The organism is Kribbella amoyensis, assembly GCF_007828865.1.
GTDB classification, from domain to species: domain Bacteria; phylum Actinomycetota; class Actinomycetes; order Propionibacteriales; family Kribbellaceae; genus Kribbella; species Kribbella amoyensis.
Window position 1 is genome coordinate 4007080 of record NZ_VIVK01000001.1, and the last position, 15787, is coordinate 4022866.

The following is a 15787-nucleotide window of genomic DNA, read 5'->3' on the forward strand; positions in this document are numbered from 1 at the left end:
CCGGCGTCTGCTTGATCGGTGGAGTCAGCTGAGGTCGAGCTTGCTGTCGGGGGCGAACTGCGCCAGCGAGATCTCCGCGGTGGCCCGGAGCTCTTCCTCGGTGACGTCGCCGGACGCGCGGACGACCTCGATCCAGGTGTAGACGGACTTCTCGTTGAGCTTGATCACCTCGGGCGAGTTCGCCATCTCGACCGGGTCGCTGTCCTCCCCGATCTCGCCGGCCAGGTAGAGCCCCAGTGAGACCACGGCGCCGTCCCAGCCGGGCCCGACGTACAGCGCACCGCCCGTACCCGGCGCAGGCGGTTCCGTCATCGCGTGCTCGAGCTCGAACTCGGTGGTCTCGCCCGGGCCGGGCGTCAGCCGCACCTCGACCAGGCTGGTCGGGCCGCCGAACGTGACCTTGAACCGCTTCGGCGCCTCGCACTCGACGATGTCGCCGCCGGCGTTGTCCTGGATCTGGAACGTGCCGCCGGCCTTGAGCTCGCCGGTCACCGGCGAGAACCAGCGCTTGATCCGGTCCGGATCGGTGAGCGCGTCCCAGACGTCCTCGATCTCCGCCTGGTAGGTCCGGCGTAGCAGCACGCTGGCCGTGACCGTGTCCGCGTTCCACCTGGCCTCGCGCTGGATCGTGCTGAGGTGTTCGAGGATGTCCTTCACTGTCCCTGTCTCCTGAGTTCGACGACCGTTGCCGCCAGAATGCCGGTTCTCGCTTATATAAGTCAAGGCTGAGATTAGGTTGTCCCCAGGCTGTGAAGTCACCGGCCGGTCCCGGGGGAGTTCGCGGCATCTTCTCTGTGACGGCACCATCAACGACCGAAGGGACACCGCAATGAGCGTCGGCGAGAGCTATCTGACCGTCCAGGGCAACGTGGGTGGCGAGGTCCAGTTCAAGGACGTGAACGACACCATCGCCCTGGCCTCCTTCCGGCTGGCCTCCACGCCCCGGCAGTTCGACCGTGGCAAGGGCAGCTGGATCGACCGCCCGACCACCTGGTTCACGGTCGAGTGCTGGCGCACCCTGGCCAAGAATGTCGCCGTATCCGTCGAGCGAGGGCATCCGGTCATCGTCACCGGCCGCCTGAAGACCACCGAGTGGACCGAGGAGGGCGAGACCAGGAGCCGGACCGTCCTGGAGGCCTTCTCGGTCGGCCACGACCTCTCCCGCGGCACCACGGCCTTTACGAAGAACCCACCCCAGGCCATCGGCGGCACGGGGAACCTCGACGAGCAGATGCGAGACCTGACCACCCGGGCGGAATCGCCGACCGACAAGCCAGAGGAAGAGGAGTACGCCCCGAGCCGGCAGGCAGCCTGATGGATGGCGGATCCGGTCGGGGCAGTCCGGCGTGGCGAGGTTGGCTGTGCGTGACGGACGGTCAGCATGGAGTGTATGACCGAGTCAGCAGTCCGGAGCGGGCAGACGACGGCGTACTCCGTCTCGCGGGTGTGGCACGGGGCGATCGCGGCGGTGATCCTCGCTTCGCTGTGCATTCAGCTCGTGCTGCTGTTCTCCGGCGGCGCCGACGCGAACTCCGGCGACGTCGGTGGCGAGCTCGGGGTGGCGACGCGGCTGTGGCGGCTGTTCAGCTACTTCACCATCCAGAGCAACCTGATCGTCCTGGCCGTCGCGCTCGTGCTCGCGGCCCGGCCGTTGTCCGACGGCCGGACCTGGCGGGTGGTCCGGCTCGATTCGCTGCTGGGCATCGTGATCACCGGTCTGGTGTTCGCGATCGTGCTGGCTCCGCAGGTCCACCTGACCGGCGCGGCGCTGGTGGCGACCATCGGGTTCCACTACGTCTCGCCGTGGGCGACCTTGGCCGCCTGGCTGATCTTCGGTCCACGGCCGCGGCTGACCTGGTCGGTGGTGGCGGCCGCGTTCGTCTGGCCGCTGTGCTGGCTGATCTACATCTTCACCCAGGGCGCCTTCACCGACTGGTACCCGTACCCGTTCCTGGACGTCACCGAGCTCGGCTTCGCGGTCGCCGTCCGGAACGCCCTGGCCGTGTTGGTGATCGGGCTGGTGCTGGCCGCGATCCTCAAGCTCGCCGACGCCAAGCTCCGCGCGGTACGCCTCGACGCCGGCGACCAGGACATCAGGGGCTAGGAGGTGGCGCCGGTGTAGCGGCGTACGCCTAGTTGCCAGAGGAGTGTCGTGGCCGCTGTGAAGGCGGCCCCGAGGGCGACGGCGAGTAGGAGAGTGCTGAGTTCCGCGCCTCGGGTGAGGGTTGCGGCCGGCCAGGTGGTGATCGCGGCGACGGGGAAGGCGAAGGTGAGCAGCCGTCGGAGCCAGGTGCCGTAGATGTCGACCGGGTACCGGCCGAGTTCCCAGGCGGCGCCGTGCAGGACGCCGAGGCTGAGCCGCGGTGCCCAGAACGCGAGGGAGGCGAGTCCGACCGAGGTCGCCCAGGCGATCAGCAGTCCGATCAACGCGAGGAGGGCCCAGCCGGCGATGGCCGGAGCAGACGGGACGACGGCGAGTTGGCGGAGGCCGAGGACGATCACGCCGATCCCGAGGACGCTCTGCACCAGGGCCAGTGGTGCATGCCGGGTGCTGGTGGCGAGGAAAACGGTGTTCGCCGGGCGGAGCAGGTACGTGTCGAGGCGGCCGTCCCTGATCTGCTGGGAAAGGTCGGCGAGGCTGGGATCGAGGAAGGCCGCCCGGAGCCCGGTGACGAGTGCGTAGGTACCGGTGAGGACGAGCATCTGTCCGGCAGACCAGCCGGCCAGCAGTCCGGTGCGGTGGAAGACGATGCCGATCGTGGCCACCGATGCCGCCAGTTCCACGAGCGCGAGGAGTGCGTCGAAGAGGAGGTTGGCGCGGTGTGCGAGCGCCCGCCGCAACGAGAGCGAGAAGGCTGTGCCGAGTAGCCGGACGACCCGCATCATGCGCCCACCGTGGTGTAGCGGCGAATGCCGAGACGCCAGGCGCCGACTGCCGCGTAACCCAGTGCGGCCGTCCACAGCACCGCGATCACGTACCCGGCGGCCGCGTCGGCCGAGGTCAGTGTGCCGGCGGCCAGTTCGGCGGGGAAGCCGAGCATCGACCGGAACGGCAAGAGCTGGGCGATGCCGCGTAGGGGATCGGGGAGCATGGCGTTCGGTGCGGCGGACCCACCGAGCAGGACGATCAGGACACCACCGAAGCCGACCACGGCATGGACTCGTTCGGTCCAGAACGCGGCCATCGCCAAGGTCCAGACGAACAAGAATCGGAGGACGGCCGCGAGGACGAGAGCAGGCAGGGCAAGCAGGATGGCAAGGGGCGAGTAGGAGACGTCGACGGCCAGACCGACGACGATGAGCATCGGGAGGCCGAGAACGATCATCCAGCAGCGAATGGCGAGGTTCTCGCCGAGCGGGCCGAGGACGGGTGCCTGCGGACGGACCAGCGCGGCTGCGAGGTCGCCGCTGTAGATCGACTGGGCGAACGTGTGGTTCTCGAACGACGCGGTCATCAGCGCCACGCAGATCACGGCGAGGTAGTAGCTGCTGACCTGCGCGCCGGCACCGGGGACCTGGAGCCAGACGAACAGCCCGAGCAACGGTGCCACAGCCTGGCCGACGACCAGCGTCACGACGAACCACCAGGCCCCTGACCAGCCGACGAGCTGACGCCAGATCTCGAGCCGTACCAGGCGGAAGACCCGGCTCATCGGGTGATGCTTCGAGAGGCAGCGGGCGACTGGCGGAGTCGTTGGTACGCCTGGTCCATCACGTTCTCCAAGGACGGTTCCTCGACGGCCAGGTCGGCCACGGTGAACCGCGACAGGATCCGGGCCGTCGTCGTCGGGACCACCTCCCGGTCCACGCGCAACAGCCACTGGTTCCCGTCGCGCTGCAGCACATCGCCGTACGACGCCAGGTCCGCGTCGTCCTCGGTGACGGCGACCCGGATCAGCTTCGTCGGGGCGAAGACCGAGCTGAGTTCGTCGCGCCCGCCGTCGAAGGCGATGGCGCCGTTGTCGACGAGGATCAGCCGTGGACACAGCGATTCCACGTCGGCCATCGAGTGGCTCGTCAGCAACACCGTCGCCCCGGTCTGCGCGGAGTACTCGGCGACGAACGTCCGCACCGCCTTCGCCGCCGAGAGGTCCAGTCCGATCGTGGGTTCGTCGAGGAACAGGATCTTCGGGCGGTAGATCAGCGCGAGCGCGAGACCGGCGCGCATTCGTTCGCCGAGGCTGAGGGCGCGGACCTGGCGGCGGAGCAGGACGTCGAGGTCGAGCAGTGCGCTCAGCTCGGCCAGGTTCTGCCGGAAGTCCGCCTCGGCGACGTCGTAGAGCACCTGCTGATAGCGAAAGGAGTCCATCACGGTCAGCTCCGGGGCGTCCCCGATCGGCTGGCTTCCGCGGATCAGGGCGATGGCGCGGAGGTACTGGGTGTGCCGTCGCCACGGGACGTCGCCGAGGACCCGAACGCGGCCGCTCGTCGGGTGCAGGATGCCGGCCAGGATCTTCAACGTGGTCGTCTTGCCGGCGCCGTTGCGGCCGAGGAACCCGACGACCTCCCCGGCCGCCACCTTGAACGAGATGTCCTGGACGGCGTGGACGTCGCGGTACTGCCGCCGGACCAGGGAACGGGCCGCGGCGACGAGTCCAGGGTTGCGGACCGGTACGCGGTACGTCATGCACAGCTCGTCGACGGCGACAGTCGGGCCGGGCGAAGTCATGCTTAAAGTTTCTCATTGAAGTACCGCTAGACTGTTTGCCGCGAGAGGGAGGAAATTCGAGTGCGCAAACCCTCAAGTGGCGCCTCAAGGGCGATCCGGGGCAGTGTGCTCGCTCACGAGGCCGGCATCTCGGTCCAGCAGGTCCGCAACTACGAGCAGGCCGGGCTCCTGCCGCGGGCCACTCGCACAGCCGCCGGGTACCGGGAGTTCGACGAGTCGCACCGGCGGGCGTTGATCGCTGCCCGCGCATTGGTCAGGGCGTACGGCTGGGACGGCGCCGTCACGATCTTGGCGGCCGTGCACCGTGATGACCGGCAGACTGCCGTGGCGCAGGTCGACCGCGCGCACGCTCAGCTGGACCGCGAACGCGAGCGAATCCAACGTGCCCTGCAGGCCTTCGAGGTGGTGGTGACCCATCCGCTGGACACCGATCCACGGATGTCGGCGGCCCTCGATCAGATGGCGCGGCAGGGAACCCACCTACGGATCGGCCAGCTCGCAGCCCTGCTGGGCGTACGAACGTCCACCTTGCGCTTCTGGGAGCAGGCCGGCCTGATCCGCCCGGGCCGCGAGCGCGCCACCGGGTACCGGGTGTTCGACATCGGCGCCGCGAGGGATGCTCATCTGGTCCGGCTCCTGCGCGAAGGCAATTTCCCGACCACGATCATCCGTGCCGCGCTGGACGAGATGCACTCCTCACCCGACGGCCGCCCGGACCGGGTCGGGGCCGAACTCAGCCGCCGCAACGCCCAGTTGCACGAGCGGAGCTGGGCCCGGTTACGCGCCGACGCGGCCCTGGTCGCGTACCTGGACTGGCGGGACGGCCAGAACACCTGAGCGGCCGTGACCGCTGCCGGTTGGGAGTCGGCGGGGGCGACCGCATAGGCTCTGGAACATGGCGGAATTCATCTACACCCTTCGCAACGTCCGCAAGGCGTTCGGCGAAAAGGTCGTTCTCGACAACGTCACGCTGAACTTCCTGACCGGAGCGAAGATCGGCGTCGTCGGGCCCAACGGCACCGGCAAGTCCTCGCTGTTCAAGATCATGGCCGGGCTCGAACAGCCGAACAACGGCGAGGGCCGGCTGGCCGACGACGCGACGGTCGGGATCCTGCTGCAGGAGCCGCCGCTGACCGAGGGCAAGACCGTGCTGGAGAACGTCCAGGAAGGGGTCGGCGACACCAAGCAGAAGCTCGACCGCTTCAACGAGATCTCCGCCGAGCTGGCCGACCCGGACGCGGACTACGACACCCTGCTGGCCGAGATGGGTGACCTGCAGACCGAGCTGGACCACCGCAACGCGTGGGACGTCGACGCCCAGCTGGAGCAGGCGATGGACGCGCTGCGCTGCCCGCCGCCTGACGCGCTGGTGGACAACCTGTCCGGTGGTGAGCGCCGCCGGGTCGCGCTGTGCAAGCTGCTGCTGCAGCAGCCCGACCTGCTGCTGCTCGACGAGCCCACCAACCACCTGGATGCCGAGTCCGTGCTGTGGCTCGAGCAGCACCTGCAGAAGTACGCGGGCGCCGTCCTGGCGATCACCCACGACCGGTACTTCCTCGACAACGTCGCCGAGTGGATCCTCGAGCTCGACCGCGGCCGCACCTACGGGTACGAGGGCAACTACTCGAAGTACCTGGAGACCAAGCAGCAGCGGCTCGTGGTCGAGGGACAGAAGGACGCCAAGCGGCAGAAGATCCTGGAGCGCGAGCTCGAGTGGGTCCGGTCGAACGCGAAGGCCCGGCAGACCAAGAGCAAGGCCCGGCTGGCCCGGTACGAGGAGCTCGCGGCGGAGGCCGAGCGGGCGAAGAAGCTCGACATCGACGAGATCAACATCCCGGCCGGACCGCGGCTGGGCAGCACGGTGCTGGAGGTCGCGAAGCTGGAGAAGGGCTTCGGCGACCGCAAGCTGATCGACGGTCTGAGCTTCAGCCTGCCGCGGGCCGGCATCGTCGGTATCGTCGGCCCGAACGGCGTCGGCAAGTCGACGCTGTTCCGGATGATCGTCGGCGAGGAGCAGCCGGACGCGGGCAGCCTGAAGATCGGCGAGACGGTCAAGATCTCCTACGTCGACCAGTCGCGCGGCGGGCTGGACCCGAAGAAGACGGTCTGGCAGCAGGTCTCCGACGAGCTCGACTACATCAAGGTCGCGAACTTCGAGATGCCGAGCCGCGCGTACGTGGCGTCGTTCGGGTTCAAGGGGCCGGACCAGCAGAAGCCGACCGGCGTCCTGTCCGGTGGTGAGCGGAACCGGCTGAACCTGGCCCTGACGCTGAAGATGGGCGGCAACCTGCTGCTCCTCGACGAGCCGACCAACGACCTGGACGTCGAGACGCTGCAGTCGCTCGAGGACGCGCTGCTGGAGTTCCCGGGCTGTGCCGTGGTGATCTCCCACGACCGGTGGTTCCTGGACCGCGTGGCGACGCACATCCTCGCCTGGGAGGGGACCGAAGAGGACCCGGCCCAGTGGTTCTGGTTCGAGGGCAACTTCGCGGCGTACGAGGCGAACAAGATCGAACGCCTCGGCCCGGAGGCGGCGCGGCCGCACCGCGTCACCCACCGCAAGCTCACCCGCGACTGAAGTCCTGTCGCTCACTGAGACCCACCCGGCGATCCCGCCGGGTGGGTCTTTCACTTTCCAGGAGCGGTACTGCGGGCCGGCGGTTCGAGCGAGGCCGGCGCGGGCTGGGTACGCGAACAAGTTCGCGGGAGTGGGTGGGGCGGCTGGTGTTTGTGCGGGCGGTGCCGGGGGTTGGCGGTTGGGGTGAGGTCGGCGGGGGCTGGGTACGCGAACAAGTTCGCGGGAGTGGTTAGGCAGGTGGGTCCGTGCCCGAAGTTTGCGGCTGAGCGCCCCCAGTCCGCGCCCCCAGTCCGCGCCCCCAGTCCGCGCACCTGAGTCCGCGCCCCCAGTCCGCGCCCCCAGTCCGCGCACCTGAGTCCGCGCCCCCAGTCCGCGCTCCTGGGTCCGCGCACCGCAGTCCGCACCCCAGTCCGCGCTCCTGGGTTCCCCGTTTAGCCCCGCCTTGAAGCCCCCGCCTCTAAGCCCCTGCGTTCAAGCCACCGGCCGCCTCTAAGTCACCGCCTCAAGCCGCCGCCTTTGAGGTGCCGCCGTTGGACTGCGCCTTCAGCGCGCGCTTGGGCAGGTGTTGCGACGTCGGGTTGGGCCGGGCTTTGGGCTTGTGTCAGGTCCGCGCCTGGGGCTGCTTACTGCTGCGGGTGCCTGTGGCCTGGTTCTAGAGGGTGTTGAGGGGTTGGGAGTTGGTGAGGGCGTCCTGCAGGAAGGTCTTGATGGTTCGGAGTTCTGGTTCGGATCTGGTGGCGAGGACTTCCTGGATGCGGCGGCCCTGTTCTGCGTAGAGGGGGGTCAGCTTCTGCTGGATCGCCTCGGTCGACGGGGTGACGAGGACCTTGCGGCGGTCGGTCGGGTCGGGGCGGCGGGTGACCAGGCCCAACGACTCCAGCCGGTCGATGACGCCGGTGACCGTGCCCGAGGTCAGGCCGGTGTGTTCGGCGAGCTGGCGTGGGGTGAGGGGGCCGTGGGTCTGCAGCAGCGTCATGAACTGGGAGTCGCTCGCGCCCAGGCCGAGCTTGGCCGAGACGGCGTGGTTGAACAGGACCACGGACGCGATGAAGCGGACCAGCTGGTCCTGCAGCTCGGCGGTGATCTCTTCGCGGGTGCTCATGACAGACCTCTCCTCGGCACGACCGGTCTTGCATTTCTCTCGGATCTCCAAGATACTCGGATTGGCGAGATACTTGTTCGACCAAGAGATGTCTGATGGTAGAGGAGGAGACGGCGATGAAGGTGCTGGTGATCGGCGGTGGGACCGGTGGGCTCGCGTTGGCGCACGGTCTGCGCCGGGCCGGGATCGAGGTCGCCGTGTTCGAGCGGGACAAGCTGCGCACCGATGGCCTGCACGGGTACCGCGTCGGCATCGACCCGGACGGCAGCCGGGCCCTGCACGCGTTGCTCCCGCCGGACCTGTACGACACCTTCGTCGCGACCCGGGCGCGCGACCCCAAGTACTTCACCATGCTGACCGAGGACCTCAAGGAGGTGCTCTCGCTCGACCTCCCGCCGATGCCCGACCCGGTGGAGAGCGAGAAGTCGATCAGCCGGATGACGTTGCGCCAGGTGCTGCTGACCGGTCTGGACGACGTGGTCGAGTTCGGCAAGGAGTTCGTCCGGTACGAGCAGGACGGCGACCACGTCACCGCGTACTTCGCGGACGGGTCCAGCACGTCCGGGGATCTGCTCGTCGCCGCGGACGGTTCGGGCTCGCGCGTACGCCGTCAGTACCTGCCGCAGGCGCGGACCGAGGAGACGGGGATCGTCGCGATCGCCGGCAAGTTGCCGCTCACCGAGGAGAGTGCCGCGCTGGTCCCGCCCAAGGTGTTCGAGGGGATCTCGATGGTGAACGCGCCGCGCGGACTGGCCTGCATCCTGCACGTGATGGAGTTCCAGTGGGACCGCGACGGCATCGTGCGCGACGGTATCGGCGGCAGTACCGAGGAGCTGATCCGGAACTGGCCCGGTCTGCAGTTCGACAACACCCGCGACTACATCAACTGGGGTCTGTCCGCGGCGAAGGACAAGCTGCCCGCCGACGTCATGGAGCTTCGCGGCCGTGAGCTCGTCGACCTCGCGCTCGACCTCACCCCGGGCTGGCATCCGAACCTGCGCAGGCTGTTCGAGCTCACCGATCCCGGTACGTGCTTCCCGGTGAACATCTGGACGTCGGTCCCGCTCGAGCCCTGGCCGACGACGAACGTCACGCTGCTCGGCGACGCGATCCACACGATGACGCCCGGCCGGGGAGTGGGCGCCAACACCGCACTCCGGGACGCGCTGCAGCTCTGCCGCACGCTCGTCGACGTCCGCGACGGCCGGGCCGAGCTGCTGGCCGCGGTGCGCGAGTACGAGGCCGCGATGATCGAGTACGGCTTCGACGCGGTGCTGAAGAGCCGCGCGCAGATGAGCGCCGACGACCCGATGCACAAGCCCGTCATCGGTCGGGCGGCCCTCGCCGGCTTCCGCACGGCGATGCGGACCGTCAACCACATGCCGCCGCTCAAGCGCCGGATGCGCGACTCGATGCTCACGTACCGCGGGGCCGACCGCGACCACGACGCCTTCGAGATCACCCCCACGAACGCCGACCGCTAGCTGTGATGTCCGCCGAGCCGCCGGCCCCGAGCAGACGGTCGGACGGCCGATCGGTCAGCCGTGGGTTCGGTGGTCCGCGAGGACCTCCGCGATCACCTGCTCGTTGACCTCGGTGTCGTTGCCGGCGGCAAGGACGATGAGCGCTTTCCAGAGCGCCCACCCGCGAGCACGCGCCCAGGTCCCGGCGTCCTGGCCGACCGTGTCCCGGAAGACCGCGCGGGACTCGCCATCGAAGAACGTGTACGCGATGACCAGGTCGCACGCGGGATCGCCGACACCGGACGTGCCGAAGTCGATGACCGCCGACAGTCGGCCGTCCTGGACCAGCAGGTTGCCGCTCGCGATGTCGCCGTGGAACCACGTCGGCGGTCCGTCCCACGAACTCGCCAGCGCCGCCTCCCAGACCTCGCGCGCCCCGTCCGTGTCGAGCCGGCCCTTCAACGCGGCAAGGGCAGCGACCGTCTCGTCGTGGTAGAAGCTCGGCGGGGCGCCTCGGTGGAAGCTGTGTGCGCCGGCGATCGGTCCGCCGGTCGCGTCGCAGCTCTGCAACGCAAGGATGAACTCGGCTACCGACCGGGCGAACTCGGGCAGGTCGGTCACGCGTTCGTGAGACGCGGTGTCCCCGTCGATCCACCGGCGGATCGCCCAGGGATGCGGGTACCCCTCACCCGGCTCGCCCGTCGCGACCGCCTCCGGGATCGGCACGGGCAAGGACGGCGCCAGGAACGGGAGCCACCGGTGCTCCTTGTCGACGGCGGCGACGTAGGCCGGGTGCGTCGGGAGTCGCGCGGTGAGTTCGTCACCCAAGCGGTAGGTCCGGTTGTCCCAGCCTTCGACGGGAACAGGCGCCACCGGCAAGCCGGCCCACTGCGGGAACTGCTGAGCGATCAGTCGCCGGACCAGGTCCGCGTCGATCCCGGCGCGGCCGTCCTTGGGGGAGTTCGTCACAGCACGCCATTCTGCGGCCTCGGCGAGTCCGGCTCCACCCGATTACGCCCGCCCGGCGAACGCCTCCAGCCAGGCATCCGCGAGTACCCGCTGCCCGGCGTACGTGGGGTGGATGCCGTCCCAGATCCAGTACTCCGCGGGGGCCCGGGAAACCGCGACGTTCATCGCCCGCTGGTACGGAACGAAGACCGCCCCGTACTCCGAGGCCAGCTCCCGCGCGATTGCGGCGTGACCGGTGACGAGGTCGGCCCACTTCGCGCGGTCCGCGAGTACCGGGCTGGTCGGGAGGTAGAACGGCTCGCCCAGCACCAGCAGTACGTCGGGCAACTCGGCCCGGGTCCGCTCCAGCAGGGCCTCGTACGTCGTCCGGAAGCGGTGACCGTCGACGTCGTCGGACGCGCCGTTCATGATCTGGTTCACGTCGTTGATGCCGACGAGGATGCTCAGCACGTCGGGACGCAGGTCCACCGCGTCGGCCGGCCAGCGCGCGGCCAGGTCGGCGACCGAGTCACCGCTGACGCCGCGGTTCACGAAGCGCCAGCGCATCGCCGGGTACCGGGCGGCCGCGTCGGCCGCGATCAGGAACGGGTACGAGTGGCCGAGGACGTGGTTCGGGTCCTCGGTGGGGCCGCGGCCGCCGTGTGTGATCGAGTCGCCCTGGAACAGCACGAGCCGGCCGGCCGGGAGATCGAGCTCCGGGGCCGGCCGGTTGTCGGCGGTCAGCGCTGCCCGATGTGTTCGGAGACGGCGTCGAAGACGCGTCCGACGGCGGCGAAGTCCTCGGAGCTGGCCAGGTCGAGCAGGTTCTCCCGGACGCCTTCGACATGGAACGGCGCCGCCTGCTCCAGCAGGGCGAAGCCGGCCTCGGTCAGCTCGGCCCAGACCCCGCGCTTGTCGCTGGTGCAGGAGGTCCGGCGGACCAGGTCGGCCGACTCCAGCCGGCCCACCGTGTGGGTCAGCCGGGACCGGCTCTGGTGCAGCCGGTCGGCCAGGTCGGCCATCCGCAACCGGCGGTCGGGCGCCTCGGACAGCCGGACCAGGATCTCGTAGTCGTTCAGCCCCAGGCCGAACTGGCGCAGGTCGTCGTCCAGCTTCGCCATCAGGCGCGCAGTGCCCAGCAGGTACGCGCGCCACGCCACCTGCTGCTCGGCGTCGAGCCACCGGGTCCCAGTCGTCATCGTCACCCGATCAGTGTACCGGGAATGTAGTTGACTTTTAAACCGTTCATCTCTATCGTCAAGGTCATTGATTGAAGGTTGAACTTCTTTCGACGGCTGCCCCCCGACCTCCCGAAGGGAACCACCAGAAATGAGCACCACCGCCATCACCTCCGTCCCCGGCCTCGTCAGCGGGACGTACGTCCTGGACACCGCGCACAGCGAGATCGGCTTCACCGTCCGGCACCTGATGACCAAGGTGCGCGGCACCTTCCAGGAGTTCGCCGGCGAGATCGTCGTGAAGGACTCGCTCGAGGAGTCCACCACCGCCGTCACCATCGAGCTGGCCTCCGTGCACACCCGGAGCGAGCAGCGCGACGCCCACCTGCGCTCCAGCGACATCTTCGACGCCGAGAAGAGCCCGAAGATGACCTTCGCCAGCACCGAGCTGCGCCCGAACGGCGACGACTACGTCCTGGTCGGCGAGCTGACCATCAAGGACGTCACCAAGCCGGTCGAGCTGGACGTCGAGTTCCTCGGCGTGGACCAGAACGCCTACGGCCAGACCATCATCGGCTTCGAGGCGAGCACCCAGATCAACCGCAAGGACTGGGGCGTCGACTTCAACATCCCGCTCGAGGGCGGCAAGCTCCTGATCGGCGACAAGGTGGACATCCACCTCGACATCCAGGCCGCGCTGCAGGTCTGACCTCCGGCCGCTCCCGTCCGAGCTGCCGAGAAGGCTCCCGCACCGAGTAACGGTGCCGGGGGCCTTCGGCTTGTCCGGGGTCAGGTCTGGACCATCCGGTGGGCCAGGTCGGCGTAGAGCGCGCCGAGGGCCACGGGATCGCCGCGGTGCGGGGTGTACCAGCGGGCCACGTCGATCGCGAGCGAGAGCACCGCGAGCGTCGTCCCGGGGGGATCGTCGACCGCGAACGAAGCGTCCGCGACGCCGTCGGCCAGCACCTGCTCGACCTCGGCCGAGATGGCGCGCCGGATCACGGCGACCTCGGCCAGGTGCTCCGGGGTCAGTGCGGCCAGCTCGTACTGCACGACCCGCGCGATCGTGTGGTGCTCGGCGTGCCAGGCCGTGAACGCCGCGACCATTCCACGGAGCCGCTCCTCTGGTGATCCGTCGGTGCCGGCGGCCCGCAGGACGTCGAGGGCGGCGCGGTGGCCGTACAGGCTGATCTCGAAGAGCAGGCGTTCCTTCGACGGGTAGTGCACGTAGAGCGCGGCAGGGGACATGCCGGCCCGGGACGCGATGTCGCGGGTCGTGGTCGCCTGGAAGCCGCGCTCGGCGAACGCGTCGATCGCGCCGGTGAGCAAGCGACGGGCGGCGGCCGGCTGGACGTGTTCCCAGACGAGGGGGCTGGTGACTGCGGACACGTTGACACTCTGCCCTGGATTGGCGAAGCTAAGCAAGCGCTTAGTGATCGCTGCTCGGGGAGGCCAGCCCATGGAACGGATCATCTTCAACGAGGACCACCACGCGTTCCGCGCGAGCGCCAAGGAGTACTGCGATCGGTCCCTGGTCCCACGGATGGAGCAGTTCCTCGAGGAGAAGACCATCGACCGCGCCGCCTGGCTGGAGGCCGGGAAGCAGGGGTTCCTCGGGCTGGACGTGCCGGAGGAGTACGGCGGGTCGAGTGTCGGCGACTACCGGTTCAACGCGGTGTTCGCCGAGGAGGTGTCCAAGGTCTCCGCGTCGCTGTCGAGCTGCTTCGGCATCCACTACGACTGCTCCGCGCCGTACCTGGTGGACCTCGGCACCGAGGAGCAGAAGCAGCGCTGGCTGCCGCGGTTCTGCTCGGGTGAGCTCGTCGCCGCGATCGGGATGACCGAGCCTTCCGGTGGGTCCGACCTGGCCGCGTTGAAGACGACGGCGAAGAAGACCGACGGCGGCTGGATCCTGAACGGGTCCAAGACCTTCATCACCAACGGCGACATGGCCGACCTGACGATCACCGCCGCGCGGACCGATCCGGCCAAGGGCGCCAAGGGGATCACGCTGTTCGCGGTCGAGGCGGGGATGGACGGATTCGCCCGCGGTCGCAAGCTGGACAAGGTCGGGCAGACCGAGTCGGGCACGTCCGAGCTGTTCTTCGAGGACGTGTTCGTGCCGGACGAGAACGTGCTCGGCGAGGTGGACCGCGGGTTCATCCACATGATGGAGCGGCTCGCGCAGGAACGGGTCGGCGCCGCCGTCTCGAACATCGCGCACGCGACCCAGATCCTGGCCGAGACGATCGAGTACGTGAAGCAGCGCAAGGCGTTCGGTCAGCCGGTCGGCTCGTTCCAGTACAACAAGTTCCTGGTCGCCGAGCTGGTCACCAAGGCCGAGGTGACCCAGGCCTACGTCGACAACGCGATCGTCGCGCACGACGAGGACCGGCTGTCCGCGGTGGACGCGGCCAAGGTGAAGTGGTGGAGCGCCCAGGTGCAGAACGAGATCCTGGACGCGTGTGTCCAGCTGCACGGCGGCTACGGGTACATGAACGAGTACCGGGTCGCGCGGGCCTGGCGGGACGCCCGGGTGACCAAGATCTGGGCCGGCTCGAACGAGATCATGAAGGAACTCATCGGCCGCGACCTCGGCCTCTAGGAAGGACAGCCATGCCCGAAGCAGTCATCGTCTCCACCGCGCGTTCGCCGATCGGCCGGGCGTACAAGGGGTCGCTGAAGGACCTCCGGCCCGACGACCTGGCCGTCCAGGTGATCAAGGCGGCGGTGGACCAGGCCGGGCTCACCGGGGACCAGGTCGAGGACCTGATGCTGGGCTGCGCCGAGCCGCACGACGAACACGGCGGCAACATGGCCCGCCGGGTCGCGGTCCAGCTCGGCTGGGACAGCACGCCGGCGACGACCGTGAACCGGTTCTGCGCCTCGTCGACGCAGACCGCGCGGATGGCGTACCACGCGATCAAGGCCGGCGAGGGCGACATCTTCGTCAGCGCCGGCGTCGAGTGCGTCTCGCGGTACCAGAACTTCGGCTCGGCCGGGGTGGGGGACCCGTCGTCGTTCAACCAGGTGTTCGCCGACGCGGTGCAGCGGACCGAGAAGTACGCCGAGACCAACGAGACCTGGCACGACCCGCGGGCGGACGGGCTGATCCCGGACATCTACATCTCGATGGGCCAGACCGCGGAGAACGTGGCGACCCTGACCGGGATCGGCCGGGCCGACCAGGACGCGTTCGGGGTCCGCTCGCAGAACCTGGCCGAGAAGGCGATCGGCAACGGCTTCTTCGAGCGCGAGATCACCCCGGTGACGCTGCCGGACGGGACCGTGGTCAGCAAGGACGACGGGCCGCGGGCCGGGACCACGCTGGAGAAGGTCAGCCAGCTGCAGCCGGTGTTCCGCCCCGACGGCACCGTGACGGCCGGCAACTGCTGCCCGCTGAACGACGGCGCCGCGGCGGTGGTGATCATGAGCGACACCAAGGCCCGCGAACTCGGTCTCACCCCGCTGGCCCGGATCGTGGCGACCGGGGTCAGCGGTCTCTCGCCGGAGATCATGGGGCTCGGTCCGGTCGACGCGACCCGGCAGGCACTGGCCCGGGCCGGGATGAGCATCGGCGACATCGACCTGGTCGAGATCAACGAGGCGTTCGCGGTCCAGGTGCTCGGCTCGGCCCGGGAGCTCGGGATCGACGAGGACAAGCTGAACGTGCACGGCGGCGCGATCGCGCTCGGCCATCCGTTCGGGTCCACCGGGGCGCGGATCATGACCACGCTGGTGAACGGGCTGCAGTTCGAGGACAAGCAGTTCGGCCTGGAGACGATGTGCGTCGGTGGCGGGCAGGGCATGGCCGTCATCCTGGAGCGCCTCAGCTGATGAGCGGCGTAC

The 15787-nt window shown here is 69.1% G+C and carries 17 protein-coding genes; 8 read left to right on the forward strand and 9 right to left on the reverse strand.

Translation table 11 applies throughout. The features are described from left to right. Positions 1-24: 24 nt before the first annotated feature. Positions 25-657 (reverse strand): SRPBCC family protein, encoded by a 633-nt coding sequence (locus FB561_RS18940; RefSeq protein ID WP_238334903.1) that lies wholly within the window; start codon positions 655-657, stop codon positions 25-27. Positions 658-829: 172 nt separating this feature from the next. On the opposite strand from FB561_RS18940, the gene ssb reads away from it, so the two are divergent. Then, on the forward strand, positions 830-1315 hold the full coding sequence (gene ssb / locus FB561_RS18945; protein WP_145808453.1) for a single-stranded DNA-binding protein: 486 nt from the start codon (positions 830-832) through the stop codon (positions 1313-1315). A gap of 75 nt (positions 1316-1390) precedes the next feature. Then, the gene (locus FB561_RS18950) at positions 1391-2104 is read left to right on the forward strand and encodes a Pr6Pr family membrane protein (RefSeq protein ID WP_145808455.1); all 714 of its coding nucleotides are present in this window, start codon (positions 1391-1393) and stop codon (positions 2102-2104) included. On the opposite strand, the gene FB561_RS18955 is transcribed toward FB561_RS18950, so the two are convergent. Genes FB561_RS18955 through FB561_RS18965 form a run of 3 tightly spaced genes read right to left on the reverse strand, consistent with a single transcriptional unit; the run spans position 2101 to position 4669 of the window. After that, complete coding sequence (locus FB561_RS18955) at positions 2101-2886, reverse strand: ABC transporter permease (protein WP_145808456.1); 786 nt, start codon at positions 2884-2886, stop codon at positions 2101-2103. The genes FB561_RS18950 and FB561_RS18955 overlap by 4 nt on opposite strands. Beyond that, entirely contained in the window at positions 2883-3653 is a 771-nt protein-coding gene (locus FB561_RS18960; protein WP_145808458.1) for an ABC-2 family transporter protein, read from the reverse strand. Before FB561_RS18960 ends, FB561_RS18955 begins: the two co-directional genes overlap by 4 nt. Further along, positions 3650-4669 carry an ABC transporter ATP-binding protein gene (locus FB561_RS18965; protein ID WP_145808460.1) on the reverse strand — a complete coding sequence of 340 codons (1020 nt, stop codon included), beginning with the start codon at positions 4667-4669 and terminating at the stop codon, positions 3650-3652. Before FB561_RS18965 ends, FB561_RS18960 begins: the two co-directional genes overlap by 4 nt. Positions 4670-4774: 105 nt before the next feature. Between FB561_RS18965 and FB561_RS18970 the strand changes: the two genes are divergently transcribed. Then, positions 4775-5506 carry a MerR family DNA-binding transcriptional regulator gene (locus FB561_RS18970; protein WP_170284710.1) on the forward strand — a complete coding sequence of 244 codons (732 nt, stop codon included), beginning with the start codon at positions 4775-4777 and terminating at the stop codon, positions 5504-5506. Positions 5507-5564: 58 nt separating this feature from the next. Beyond that, a complete protein-coding gene (gene ettA, locus FB561_RS18975; RefSeq protein WP_145808465.1) occupies positions 5565-7247 on the forward strand; it encodes an energy-dependent translational throttle protein EttA in 1683 nt (560 codons plus the stop codon). Positions 7248-7899: 652 nt separating this feature from the next. Here ettA and FB561_RS39010 read toward each other — a convergent pair. After that, on the reverse strand, positions 7900-8349 hold the full coding sequence (locus tag FB561_RS39010) for a MarR family winged helix-turn-helix transcriptional regulator (protein WP_145808467.1): 450 nt from the start codon (positions 8347-8349) through the stop codon (positions 7900-7902). 95 nt (positions 8350-8444) lie between these two features. On the opposite strand from FB561_RS39010, the gene FB561_RS18985 reads away from it, so the two are divergent. Continuing rightward, complete coding sequence (locus FB561_RS18985; RefSeq protein ID WP_202880668.1) at positions 8445-9833, forward strand: FAD-dependent oxidoreductase; 1389 nt, start codon at positions 8445-8447, stop codon at positions 9831-9833. 54 nt (positions 9834-9887) lie between these two features. Here the strand turns inward: FB561_RS18985 and FB561_RS18990 are convergent, their stop codons facing one another. The 3 genes from FB561_RS18990 to FB561_RS19000 are packed head-to-tail and all read right to left on the reverse strand — an operon-like array spanning position 9888 to position 11959. After that, positions 9888-10781 carry an aminoglycoside phosphotransferase family protein gene (locus tag FB561_RS18990; protein ID WP_145808470.1) on the reverse strand — a complete coding sequence of 298 codons (894 nt, stop codon included), beginning with the start codon at positions 10779-10781 and terminating at the stop codon, positions 9888-9890. Positions 10782-10823: 42 nt separating this feature from the next. Then, positions 10824-11450, reverse strand: coding sequence for an SGNH/GDSL hydrolase family protein (locus tag FB561_RS18995; RefSeq protein ID WP_145808472.1), 627 nt, complete (start codon positions 11448-11450; stop codon positions 10824-10826). A gap of 50 nt (positions 11451-11500) precedes the next feature. Beyond that, positions 11501-11959, reverse strand: a complete 459-nt coding sequence (locus tag FB561_RS19000) for a MarR family winged helix-turn-helix transcriptional regulator (RefSeq protein WP_145813169.1) — start codon at positions 11957-11959, stop codon at positions 11501-11503. Between the two features lie 130 nt (positions 11960-12089). Between FB561_RS19000 and FB561_RS19005 the strand changes: the two genes are divergently transcribed. After that, positions 12090-12647 (forward strand): YceI family protein, encoded by a 558-nt coding sequence (locus FB561_RS19005; protein WP_145808474.1) that lies wholly within the window; start codon positions 12090-12092, stop codon positions 12645-12647. Between the two features lie 80 nt (positions 12648-12727). On the opposite strand, the gene FB561_RS19010 is transcribed toward FB561_RS19005, so the two are convergent. Continuing rightward, positions 12728-13327, reverse strand: a complete 600-nt coding sequence (locus tag FB561_RS19010) for a TetR/AcrR family transcriptional regulator (protein ID WP_202880669.1) — start codon at positions 13325-13327, stop codon at positions 12728-12730. 70 nt (positions 13328-13397) lie between these two features. Between FB561_RS19010 and FB561_RS19015 the strand changes: the two genes are divergently transcribed. Then, positions 13398-14543, forward strand: coding sequence for an acyl-CoA dehydrogenase family protein (locus FB561_RS19015; protein WP_145808478.1), 1146 nt, complete (start codon positions 13398-13400; stop codon positions 14541-14543). Positions 14544-14554: 11 nt separating this feature from the next. Then, positions 14555-15775 (forward strand): acetyl-CoA C-acetyltransferase, encoded by a 1221-nt coding sequence (locus FB561_RS19020; protein WP_145808480.1) that lies wholly within the window; start codon positions 14555-14557, stop codon positions 15773-15775. The last annotated feature ends 12 nt before the right edge of the window (positions 15776-15787 follow it).

Bases quoted from the DNA above. Each gene is read 5' to 3' on its own strand.
- FB561_RS19000 (WP_145813169.1), bottom strand. From the start codon at position 11,959: ATGACGACTGGGACCCGGTGGCTCGACGCCGAGCAGCAGGTGGCGTGG.
- FB561_RS39010 (WP_145808467.1), bottom strand. From the start codon at position 8,349: ATGAGCACCCGCGAAGAGATCACCGCCGAGCTGCAGGACCAGCTGGTC.
- ettA (WP_145808465.1), top strand. From the start codon at position 5,565: ATGGCGGAATTCATCTACACCCTTCGCAACGTCCGCAAGGCGTTCGGC.
- FB561_RS18985 (WP_202880668.1), top strand. From the start codon at position 8,445: ATGGTAGAGGAGGAGACGGCGATGAAGGTGCTGGTGATCGGCGGTGGG.
- FB561_RS19020 (WP_145808480.1), top strand. From the start codon at position 14,555: ATGCCCGAAGCAGTCATCGTCTCCACCGCGCGTTCGCCGATCGGCCGG.
- FB561_RS18965 (WP_145808460.1), bottom strand. From the start codon at position 4,669: ATGACTTCGCCCGGCCCGACTGTCGCCGTCGACGAGCTGTGCATGACG.
- FB561_RS18955 (WP_145808456.1), bottom strand. From the start codon at position 2,886: ATGATGCGGGTCGTCCGGCTACTCGGCACAGCCTTCTCGCTCTCGTTG.
- FB561_RS19015 (WP_145808478.1), top strand. From the start codon at position 13,398: ATGGAACGGATCATCTTCAACGAGGACCACCACGCGTTCCGCGCGAGC.
- FB561_RS18960 (WP_145808458.1), bottom strand. From the start codon at position 3,653: ATGAGCCGGGTCTTCCGCCTGGTACGGCTCGAGATCTGGCGTCAGCTC.
- FB561_RS19005 (WP_145808474.1), top strand. From the start codon at position 12,090: ATGAGCACCACCGCCATCACCTCCGTCCCCGGCCTCGTCAGCGGGACG.
- ssb (WP_145808453.1), top strand. From the start codon at position 830: ATGAGCGTCGGCGAGAGCTATCTGACCGTCCAGGGCAACGTGGGTGGC.
- FB561_RS18950 (WP_145808455.1), top strand. From the start codon at position 1,391: ATGACCGAGTCAGCAGTCCGGAGCGGGCAGACGACGGCGTACTCCGTC.